This is a genomic window from Dehalococcoidales bacterium, from assembly GCA_028716225.1.
Classification (GTDB): domain Bacteria; phylum Chloroflexota; class Dehalococcoidia; order Dehalococcoidales; family UBA5760; genus UBA5760.
Map to the genome: position 1 here is coordinate 1 of JAQUQE010000043.1, position 9572 is coordinate 9572.

At 49.5% G+C, this 9572-nt stretch carries 7 protein-coding genes; 2 read left to right on the forward strand and 5 right to left on the reverse strand.

Features of this window, described 5'->3' with window-relative positions; genetic code table 11:
- The 5 genes from PHI12_12055 to PHI12_12075 form a co-directional block, all read right to left on the reverse strand.
- On the reverse strand, window positions 1-613 hold a 613-nt coding region (locus PHI12_12055; GenBank protein ID MDD5511525.1), incomplete at its 3' end, for a glycerol-3-phosphate acyltransferase.
- Window positions 614-748: 135 nt separating this feature from the next.
- On the reverse strand, window positions 749-1099 hold the full coding sequence (locus PHI12_12060) for a hypothetical protein (protein ID MDD5511526.1): 351 nt from the start codon (window positions 1097-1099) through the stop codon (window positions 749-751).
- A 36-nt stretch (window positions 1100-1135) separates the two neighbouring features.
- On the reverse strand, window positions 1136-2812 hold the full coding sequence (locus PHI12_12065) for an IPT/TIG domain-containing protein (GenBank protein ID MDD5511527.1): 1677 nt from the start codon (window positions 2810-2812) through the stop codon (window positions 1136-1138).
- 19 nt (window positions 2813-2831) lie between these two features.
- Window positions 2832-3518 carry a hypothetical protein gene (locus PHI12_12070; GenBank protein MDD5511528.1) on the reverse strand — a complete coding sequence of 229 codons (687 nt, stop codon included), beginning with the start codon at window positions 3516-3518 and terminating at the stop codon, window positions 2832-2834.
- A gap of 89 nt (window positions 3519-3607) precedes the next feature.
- A complete protein-coding gene (locus tag PHI12_12075; GenBank protein MDD5511529.1) occupies window positions 3608-7087 on the reverse strand; it encodes a hypothetical protein in 3480 nt (1159 codons plus the stop codon).
- Window positions 7088-7487: 400 nt separating this feature from the next.
- Between PHI12_12075 and PHI12_12080 the strand changes: the two genes are divergently transcribed.
- Together PHI12_12080 and PHI12_12085 are read left to right on the forward strand one after the other, a co-directional pair.
- Window positions 7488-8165 carry a response regulator transcription factor gene (locus PHI12_12080; GenBank protein ID MDD5511530.1) on the forward strand — a complete coding sequence of 226 codons (678 nt, stop codon included), beginning with the start codon at window positions 7488-7490 and terminating at the stop codon, window positions 8163-8165.
- Window positions 8162-9571, forward strand: coding sequence for an ATP-binding protein (locus PHI12_12085; protein ID MDD5511531.1), 1410 nt, complete (start codon window positions 8162-8164; stop codon window positions 9569-9571). The genes PHI12_12080 and PHI12_12085 overlap by 4 nt, the downstream gene beginning before the upstream one ends.
- Window position 9572: the final 1 nt, after the last annotated feature.

Sequence of the window (9572 nt, forward strand, 5' to 3'; positions counted from 1 at the left end):
GCCTCCTGTTCGTCAAATGTACCTTTACCGGTTGTGGAGCAGTTAATCGTCTTAGCAAAAATATGCCAAACAGACCAAAGCACCCCAGAATAAAAGGAGTCGGCGCACCAAGTATCCAGGCCAGAATAGGTATGCTAGCTATACCAACCAATACACCTGTTGGTCCTCTTTTGAATAAAACACTTACCCCCACAACAGTGCTTAAAGCAATTACTACGGAAGCTATGTTGCCCCACGAAGACAGTGTATTCGCACTGGCGGCGGCGAAAACTACTGCTGCAGTCGTGATAACACCTCTACCCCCTTTAAAGCGAAGAAAAATTGGCCAATTATGGCCACAAACAGCGGCAATACCCACTGCCATCTGAGATCCAAGGCTGAATCCCAACCACTCAGCAAACAATAAGAATGCGCTTCCTTTAACGAAGTCGAAAAGTATTACTGGGATAGCTATACTCCTGGATGTAAAGCGCATCAGGTTACTTGCCCCCACATTACCGCTGCCCAGATCTCTCAAGTCTATTCCCTTTGACCTGTTAGCAGCAATATAGGCTGCTGGAACTGATCCCAGAAGATACGATGCCAATATTAGTTGCCATAGATACACTGGCATTCACCCTGAATTTACATACCTCTAAGATTTAGCTATTAAGAAATAGCCACCATTATTACAGAGCGGTTCGAGCAATTATGCTGGCTGAAACACCATTGCAGGAAGACAAATGGATCACAGTACTCCTGGGTCATTTTACTTGCTTGCCCCCCATTCTATCCTTAATTGCTCAGGCTCTATGCCTTTAATTGATATGCCGCCATCCCTGATTTCTATAGTGGCTTGGGATGGATTAACGGTTAATTTAACCTTATCTCCATCATAACCTATTTGAATCTCATCAGCGGATACATCAAGCAGAAGGCTGATCCTATCAGAGGGTAAACCGGAAATAGGCCTGCCTTCGATACCTAATCCTCCGAGAGAAACATCTTCTATCCTTATGTTAGCTCCGCTATTATTTTCATGCTTATTACAGCCGATACCAGAAACACTGAAAATAAATATCAATACAGCAGTAAATATCATTACAACAGGTTTTTTCACTTTATGACCTCCCATTCACTATTTGATGAAGCACCTTTAATAATACATGCCTCTTTTACCTAGCCGATAAAATAAAAAGGCGACGCCGGCAACGCCGAGTCCCCACCAGAGGTGGACCATCCAGCTCGACCAAGTAAAGCCAACCGAGAATTCACCAACCATACTCCAATCACTGGCATTGGACGCACCATCCACAGCCCTTATTCTCCAGTAATAAGGTTCAGCCGCCGATCTTGAGGCTAGAGCTTCAGATTTAGTAAGGATGTATTCCGATTCAGTGATTTTCAGCTTTGTTAATAAAATGGATTCTAGACTAAAATCATCATTCGTTGCGATCTGAAGATCGTAGGTAACACCGCTATCATCATCTACGTCCACCCAATCGAATTGCGTCCGTGTGCTAGCCCTAGTACACATTTGTGGGGATATTAGCTGGGGTATGGCTGGTGCTGTAGACTCCATGTATAAGGTAGCTTCGGCGGAATTCTGGCCATCGCTGGCAGTAATATTATGCGCTCCTGCTGCAATCTCTGGAATATTGAAGACGGCGATGAAACTTCCGCTGGTGTCACTGGTGGTAGCTGCTATGGTCATATTTGTATCGATATTCGTGATAAGGATCTCCGTGTTGGGCTTGAACCCAAGTCCGCTGATAGTGATACTCTGTCCGACATACCCGGGTGAATCGACGCTGGTAACAGGGCTGGCATTAATCCGCGTGCCTATCTCAACAGTAAGTTCGGTATTAGCTTCATTACGATCATCATCCTCAGCTTCAATTCTATAAAAACCTTCAACTATATCAGGTATGACCAGGTCAACCGTAAAACTGCCATCACGTCCTGTCTTGGCAGAAGCCACTACATGACCATTAAGAAAAACCTCCACATGCACTCTGTTACCAAAACCATTACCGCTGACCTTAACCTGATTACCAGATGATGCAGTGTTCGGTATAACCTTTATCTCCGGCTCAACGGTGAAGATCTCTTCTACCTCGCTAAGGGTCTCATCCTGAATAGTGACAATGTGTTTTCCAGCAATACTCGGCGGAATAGCAACCGTACAGTCAAACCGGCCGCGGCTGTCGGTTTCAGAGTCACCACTTTCAATATCCACCTCATCACCGTCATACAATACGGTAATGTCTTCCCGCGCACCAAAATATTCACCACTGACATCAACCTCAGTACCAACTGCTCCGCTCTTGGGGCTAAAATTGGTGATTTCACCCCCTGACACCGTGAATTGCTCTACAGACCTTATTCTTTTTTCATTCTCATAAGTGACGCAGATACAATAAACACCACCACGAACGTCTTCACGAGGGCTCCCGTCTGTCAGTTCAGGAGGTACGTTAAAACGGACGCCGAAATTACCTCTGGTATCAATTAAAATGCCGCTTTTTACCAGTTCATAGATAACTATATTATTGTCAATATTATCTCCGACAACAGCTAATTCAGAAGTGAAATAAATATCAATATAGCGATAAAACGGCGGTTCGGCCGACGGATCACTGGGTGGCCAGTTTTCGCCATCAATATCAATCGTATCCCCAATTCTACCTTCGTCCGGGGAGCACTCGATGTCTCTAACGGCTAGAGCAGGGTGGGCAGGTGTGAGGACGAACACGAATGAAAGTATTGCCCCAATTAAGAAAGACAGTAAACATTCCCTACCCTTCATCCTGATAGCCCTCCCGAATGTCACATTTATTACCTCCCATTTTTTACCAGACAATTACTATGTCGGTAATAGTATCGTCGAATGTTGGTTTTTCGTAGTAGTAGCCTGGTTTTGGTTCCACACATTGCCAATATTCCCTGCCTATAACAGGCCTGACGCGGTCATCGGTAATAGGATCGAAAAACACGATGCCCTCATCGGCCGTGTCAAAGGCGACTATAGCATGCCCCGAGGCTGGAAAACGCACATCGACGAAAGCACACCTGATACCCATTTTTTCGGCATTATTATTGACATCAGCCGCAAAGTGAGAACATACGTATTCATCTTCAACATAGGGGTTGGAGTCTGTTTTATCCTCCGCCAAGAATTGAATGGTCTCTTTAAGCGTAGGGTTATACAGCCTTAACCGCTCCGACTTAACAATAGAAAGCCTTTCCCTGGTTTCAATCAGTTCCTCCCTGGTGATCAGCAACTCTTCGTTAGTTGACTTTAGCCCGGTCTCCACCTCCGTTAGATAATTGTAGGTATAACCCAATTCATTAAGCGTACCTGCGAGATCTGCTCGCACTTGTTCGAGTTCATTGTGCGTATTTGCCAATTGATTCTCTAAAACCAACAACTTCAAATTGCTGGCTTCCAGATCAATTCTGTTCAGCCTCCAGCCGATTCCACAAAATGCCAATCCTAATGTTAAGAGGACCAGGGCAGCAATTAACTTTTTACTCATTTCCACTACCTTACCGATTAAATTATCTCAGGCATGAGATTAATATTAACCTCACGCCTGAGATACCGCTACTTTTGTAAATTCAAAGTCTAGGATGGTTTCCTGGTTCTAAATACCAATACGATGACAAGTATTATCAACGCCGCGCCGATGCCGATTACAGCATAGATCCAGGTGGGAACTATCTGCTGGGTGGGGGGGATATCGATCACCACGGGCTCAGCCGGTTCCGGCTCTGGCGGTATATACCCCTCGGCAGCGACGGCAAAGGTGCCAATATCGCTCTGGGAAAGCATGATGCTGCCCTTCCAGGCGGTTACCTGCCAGTAGTAGGTAGTCTCGTAGTCCAGGGTACCCGAGTAGGCGTAGGCGGTACCGCTGACATCAGCACTGGCCAGGGCGCCGGAAAGGTCGGGGCTGGCCGAGAGAACGAAGCTGTAGGTGGTGGCGTCGTAGACGCTGCTCCAGGAGAAGCCGACCCCGGTGCGCTGGGCAACTACCGCGCCCTGTTCGGGGGCGATCAGCTTGACCGCGTTAGCCGAAGAGGCCTCGATGGTGAAGCTCCAGGTCTCCGACCATGGGCTGTGGACGCACTCGTCGGTCTCGGTGTTGGCCTCTCGAACGTGCCAGGTGTAGGTGCGGCCGCATTCGAGCCGGGCGTCATCGATGTACAGGCTGGGCGGGTTGCCGGTAATCTCTTTGTCAATTATCTCGAAAATAGTGTTGCCGTCCTCGTCCATAATCTCGATGTCATAGCTGCAGGCCAGGCACATCCTCTCCCACTTGAGGGTCATCGGGGATCCTACGCAGGTAGTGCAGACGTCGCAGGAAAGAATAGCTCCGTCCTCGGGAGATACCAGTGTCGGGCCGTGCTTGGCGGCACAGTCCTCGTAGCTCCAGAGCAGACCATGGTCTGAAGCACCGACAACGTCGTACCAGAAGGTGTCGATGGCCCAGAGGATGGAATTGGTGCTTGGGGAGAGACAGCCGCAGATTCTGAGGGCGCTCGGGTTCTGGTCAAAATCTTCTTCGTTAGGGGAAAGCCCGGCAATCAGGTAGTCCCAGTCCTCGGTGCCACAGCAGTCAGTCTCGCAGGGAGTCAGGTTGCGGGCAACACCACTGTATCGATTGAAGGAGTCTCCCGACCCCTCATATCCATACCGAGTGCCTTCGCAGAAGACGCTCTTATCAGCCCATATCTCGTCGCTGGAAGCGTAGAGGGTGCCCTCACGGGCGACCACGATGCCGGTGTAGTCATACTCCATGGCGTTCATGTCATCCCAGGAGCCGTCGTTGATATCAGTGCGGTAGATACCCTTGCCATCAACGGCAGCGTAGATGATGTTCTCGCAGACGGGGTCGCAGGCGACGTGAACGTTACCCTCGGCATCGCCTGGCAGCTTGTCGGTAAGGTTCCAGGTTACACCGCTGTCATCTGACCAGGCGACCTTGCCACCTTCAGCACCGCCGACGACGACAAAGCCCTGGTGGCAGCAGGAGGTTATCGAGTGGCCGGAGCCGATATCGGTATTAACGCCGTCAGAAGGGCGCCGACCGTACTGGGTAGACTTGGACACCTTACCCGACTTATCGAGGATGTAGACGATGTTCTCGCTCTCAACGGCGAAGTCCTGGATGGTCAGCTTCTGGTTGACTGCCTTGTTCCAGCACTGGCCGCAGTCGCGGCTGTAGAAGAGGTCCTGGGTATCCTGGATGCCCATGTAAATGGTACAGCATTCCGCGTCTTCATCGCAGGGCAGCCGCAGCAGCAACTGGCCTTCGGCTTCCCATCCGCTCCGGTCATTAGACCAGTCGCCGTGGTAGACGCGCTCCCAGGTGTCGCCGTCATCGTAACTCCGCCAGACGGAATCGCAGGCGAAGTGTTCCTCTTGTTCTCCCAACGGCTCATTCAAGCATTCTCCAAAATGCCCATTCTGGATGGTGGAGAGGTAGATTACGCTGCAATCCGGGCAGACGGCGACATCGGAGAGGAAGTCGATATCGGTGTCGATTAAGCTGATCTGGTTGAAGGAGACGGCGTTATCGAGACTCACCGAGAAGGCGGACTCATCGAGCAGGTTACCGAGGACTAAATCCCAGCCACTAATAACATAATCGTCAGATTCTTCGTTAGCCAAGAGGAAGGTCTGGCTTCCACTGGTGGTTGCATAGGACTTCTCACCGTCTTCAGTGTAGGCGACTACCGCCATAATCGGGCCAGAGGGATCCTTACAGGCGGATTCCCATCTCGGGCAGCAGTCGTCGAGCTCGACGGTATGGTAAACAGCCACGCCGGCACAGGGCTTAATCTCTGACGCCGCAAAGGCTGCATTGAGAGTGACACCCAGAGTACCGACCATGGCCTTACAGGTGTCGGCGTCGCCGTGAACGTCGATGCTGGCCAGCAGTGGGTCTCCTGATGGACCACAGCGGCCGGTCAGTTTACCGTCCTCCGATATCATTACGTAGCCGATAGGCGCCTTGACTCCGTAGTTATCGGTAGCATTGACGTAGAGGTAGATGTTGTTGTCTTGCGGCTCAGAACCGTCGAAATCGGCGGGTAAGGCAAACCCCATAAACCGCGGAATAGCGAGGGTTTGAATTACAGAGCCGTCATCCTTTATCTGAACAGCATCACCAAAGCCGGCCTCATAGTTCCAGGCGCCGTCGCCGTTCAGTGTCCCCTCCTGGATGTAAGGGAGGTAATTACCGACACTCATGCAGACGATGGTGTCATCCATATCGAAGTTGGGCGAGAAGCCGACAGCCACCACGCCATCGGTTTCGAAATCCCAGCTATTGGGGGTATCGGTGCTGTCGTTCCAGCCGGGGTAATACCGGGTGTCAACCCAGCCGCCGGTCAGCCAGGTACCTCCTTCGAGGCGGAAGACCGCGCCGGTGCCGGCATTAGTAACATCAGTAGCAATACCGGCCAGGGCGATGTTATGGATGCTGCCCACCTTGGGCGAAATGGCCATGTCCATAATAGAGACCATGGAAGTACTTCTAGAGGTATCAGTTACAGCGTGGGCGTAGGTGAAGTTGGAGCCGCCGTCCTGGGAGGCGACCACAAAGGGGATACCGGTACCGGGTAAACCATTGTAGTAGCCGGCCACGGCCACCCAGTCATCGTCATCAGGAGCTACCGCTACCAAGCTCAGGTGGGTGTTACCAGCTTTGGCACTATTAACAATATCAGTAGGCAGTGAACTGGCGTCCATAACCTTATCGGTTATGTCGCTCCAGGTGACGCCGCCGTTATCGGACTTGACCAGGGCAAAATTACCCGGCCAAACCCCTGCACTTTCTTCCCAGCCGACCTCTACACAGGGGCTATCCAGCTCGAGGACGGCGTAGATGACGTCGCCCTCATCGCCACCAACAGCGTAGTCGAGAATATCGGAGGCAGGTAGGATGACCAGGTCATCCCAGCTCGGCGTGTTGACCGGGCCCCACTCCATCTGGTCAGCCTGGGCCTCGCTGGCCGGTATCACGGCAGCGCCCAGAGAGAAGACGAGCCCGATAGCCAGTCCCACGCCTAAAATCTTAGATATTAGTTTGGTTTTCATCGACCTAAATATTCTCCTTAAAATTTTTTAATTACCCCTCTCCATAGAAAAGAATAGGCAAGCACATATCCCTTTTTCATTATGGAGATAAGGCTATGTTCTCCGGTTTTCCGCTATGCTCCTTATCAAAAGGGCGTCCCCCCTTCGGAAGCGAAGTAGCTGAAGTATCCCTCCGGGCTCTCTCTACTGGCATCACCTCTCTTTTTCGTCTTACCAAGTCCAGGAATGAATAATTAGTCTGATTGCTTCTTCTATGAATGATAACCCCTAGCCGGTTAAACAACGGTTGAAAGAAGGTTAAAATATGGTTAAATTCAAGATCTACAGTGGCTTTTGCTAGTAAAGTGCGAAGGTCTAAAGTATAATCGTAGTTAAAGTAGCTGGAGAAGCATCTAACGAAATGACGGTTAAGATTTTAGTTATTGAGGATGAGCCGGATATCGCGGATTTTATCCGGCGAGGTTTAGTATTAAAGGGCTTTGAGGTTGATGTAGCCAATACGGGTCAGCAGGGTCTGGAGATCGCCTTTACCCGCTATCCTGATGTGGTTATTCTCGATCTGATGCTTCCTGACGGAGACGGAATTGATATCTGCCGGGAGCTCCGCAACAGTAAGGAAATCGGGATTATTATCCTGACCGCCCGCACTCAGGTCGGTGATCGCATACGGGGTCTGGACGCAGGGGCCGATGACTACCTGCCCAAGCCCTTTGCCTTCGAAGAATTGATGGCACGTATTCGTGCCGTACTGCGGAGAAGAAATATTCAGACCGATGGCGTTATCAAGGTAGCTGACCTTTATGTTGATCTTGAGAAACGGCAGGTGCGCCGCGGCGTTAGGTCTATAGAGCTAACTAAGCGTGAGTTTGAACTGTTAAAGCTACTAGTACAGCACGTAGGGAAACCTCTGAGTCGGGAGTTTATTCTCGAGCGGGTATGGGGTTATGACTACGAAGGAGATACCGACCCGGTTAAGGTTTATATCAACTTCCTGAGACGCAAGCTTAATTCAAGCGGAGAGGCCGACTTGATACACTCGCTCCGGGGTTACGGCTATACACTTCGAGAGAAACCATGAAGCGCAGCCTACGCCGTCAGATTTTCCTGTGGTACGCCATATCCATACCTATTCTAATAATAGGCATGGTATTGGTTACCCATCAGGTAATGACAGCCAGCCTGGCTGATTCCGTTGATGAACGTCTACAGGAACGCTCTGAAACTGTAGCCAAGGTTATTATTGCCAGTCCGGAAATCAGAAACGAGGGCTACGAAAATTTAATTGAGCTATTTACCGAGGAGTACTTTGCTTATATTCCCGCCATATTTCGCATTAGCGATCCGTCAGGAAATCAGCTTGCCATATTCGGAGATGTACCTGATCCGCTTATTCCTCTTATGGATCAGCAACTAGCACTAACAGAGACAAGCGCAGGGAGATTCGCAACAATCGATATCAGAGGTCACGAAGCACTTAGAATTTACACGACTCCGGTAATAGACCCATATACTCATGAAACCATTGTAGTGATACAGACAGGAGATAGTCTTGCGCAGGTTGTCACTGCTGAGCAACAGCTCTGGCGTTACGCTCTTGTAGTGGGGATTGCAGGTATCCTGGCTGCCCTGCTAGTAGGGAGATATATTCTGCAACGGGGTTTCCGTCCTCTGGATGGAATCCTTGATCAAATACAGGAAATAGAGAGCAAGAATCTTTTTGTGAGGTTACCTGACGAGCCCCGCCCGCTGGAAATACAACATCTCGCCGATAATCTGAACAGCATGCTTTATCGTCTAGACACAGCATTCAGAGCAAGGGAACAATTTGTGGCCACTATCTCTCATGACCTTAGAACTCCGCTTACAGCGATACAGGGACAGATTGAGGTTCTTCTTATGCAAAAACAAATAGAACCTGAACTTAGAGATAGCCTGGAACGAATGGCCAAAGAGGTACGTAGACTAATTCGTATGAGTAACAATCTATTACTCGATGTTCAACTTCAATCAAGGCCAACTCTTGTATCTGAAAAGGTAAATCTCAAAGACCTATTAGAAGAGGTAGAGAGAGAGGTGCAAGTTTTGGCTAGCGGCCTGGAGCTTAAAGTTATAGCCAACAAAGATGTATTCATCTCCGGTGATTATGATCTGTTGAAACAAATGCTACTAAATGTCGTAGAGAATGCGATTAAATTCACCCATTCCGGAGGAACGGTTAAAGTGGCATTGACCAAACGTAACGGTTATGCGACTATCAAGGTATCCGATAACGGGATTGGAATTTCAAAAGAAAATCTGTCCCGCATTATGGAGCCTTACTATAAGACTAGAACACCCGAAAAATCCAAGAGCCCTGGTACGGGGCTTGGCTTGTCCATTGTAAAGCAGATAGTTGTTCTCCACGCTGGTTCCATTGAGATAGATAGTCAGGAAGGGAAAGGAACCACCGTACAAATTCAGATCCCTGTTAAAAATCAGCCATAGT